We start from the raw sequence: 1,440 nt of genomic DNA, 5'->3' as shown, positions 1-1,440 counted from the left end.
CCGATATTGGCGCTGCGGCTTGCCATTCCCGACAGGAAGAGCAGGCTGATCAGGCACACCACAAGCAAAAGCAGCAGACTGCGGACCGGCTTCCGACAGCAGGAACGCCCTGCCCGTTCAAACAGATTCATGGATCATCCCTCCATTCTTGATAAGATATCTTTTGGATTTGACCGGAGTACCGGGATCAGGGACAGCAGGACTCCGATCCCTACCACAGCTCCCCCGATTCCCAGAAGCTGTGCAATATCGCCAGCCTGTAAGGTGACGGTAAGAGAAGCCCCTGTATCCACAGTGGCAAGAAGAAGTTCCTGCATCCAGCCTGACGCGGCGGTGCCCAGGACACAGGCTCCCAGCAGCGCGAGCAGGAAGACCACCGCCGATTCCAGCAGCGCCTGCCAAAAGATCACGGATTTCCCTTCTCCCATACTGAGGAACACCGCCATTTCTTTCTGGCGACTGCGCATCCACATACATAGAAGCAGGGAAACAACGGCCGTACCAGTGCCGAAAGCAAGCAGACGCATCAGCGACACCACCCGGGTAATCTGCGTCAGTGGAGCCTTCATCTGTTGATACAGGGTATCGGATGTGGTAATCTCCGCTTTTTCTCCCACAATTTCCTGCATTTCTCCGGCAAGGGAATCCAGAAGCTCCGGCTGGCTGACATAGGCGGACAGTTTATAGAATCCTTTCTCGCCAAATAGTTCCAGATACGCTGTATTGTCGATATAGACCTGGTTCTCCTGCCGGTAAAGAGCAAGGTTTTCTTTCTCCTGCCGGGTTTCATTTCCGGCAAGATATTCCCCGATGATCTCCACCGTGGTCTTCTTCCCCTCCTCATTCTCAAGGGAGAAGGTATCTCCCACCTTCAGTTCATTCGCCTGGGCAAATCCCTGGTTCACGACTGCACAGTACCGGCTTTCCGGACCGATCAGCCTGCCCTCTGTCAGCCGGAAAGACTGATCCGCAAAGGGGCTGTCTGTCTCCATGTCATCAAAGGATAACAGGCTGACTTTCTGGTTATCCGCTTCCGTGGAAGTGTTCCCGGTAACCGGAAGAAGCTCCGGCAGATATGCGGCCTGCTGTCCCATCCGGTTTATGGATGTCACTGCGTCTAAGTTTCCAATTCCCCTTGCGTCCTCCTCTGTAACGGGCTGCCCTGCGTCTGTCATTTCACAGACCGCTTTCGCCTTCGTCTTTTTCTTCATGGCGGCTTCCGTGCTCTGCGCGGCGTGCAGGATCATGTTGGTGCCAAGGATCATACTGTTGACAAACAGAAAGATCATCAAAAGCAGAATGGATTTGGCACGTTTCCGCGTCAGGTAAAGAAGGCCCCGCTGATAAAACGGCATGCTGCTCCCTCCTTCCTTACTCATACCGGGTAATATAGACCTTTGTGGCACGGATCTCCCCGTTCTCCTGTGTCTCGCCATAAAC

General features: G+C 54.0%; 1 protein-coding gene. It reads right to left on the bottom strand.

The genetic code is table 11. The features are described from left to right. Positions 1 to 134: 134 nt before the first annotated feature. The gene (locus B5F53_RS19480; protein WP_087227137.1) at positions 135 to 1,355 is read right to left on the bottom strand and encodes an ABC transporter permease; all 1,221 of its coding nucleotides are present in this window, start codon (positions 1,353 to 1,355) and stop codon (positions 135 to 137) included. Positions 1,356 to 1,440: the final 85 nt, after the last annotated feature.

Source organism: Blautia sp. An249 (assembly GCF_002159835.1).
Classification (GTDB): domain Bacteria; phylum Bacillota; class Clostridia; order Lachnospirales; family Lachnospiraceae; genus Blautia_A; species Blautia_A avistercoris.
The sequence above is the reverse complement of the archived record's forward strand: the minus strand, read 5'-3'. Positions and strand labels throughout refer to the sequence as shown.

What these genes read in the sequence shown, in the direction of transcription:
- B5F53_RS19480 (WP_087227137.1), bottom strand. Translation starts at nt 1,355, where the DNA reads ATGCCGTTTTATCAGCGGGGCCTTCTTTACCTGACGCGGAAACGTGCC.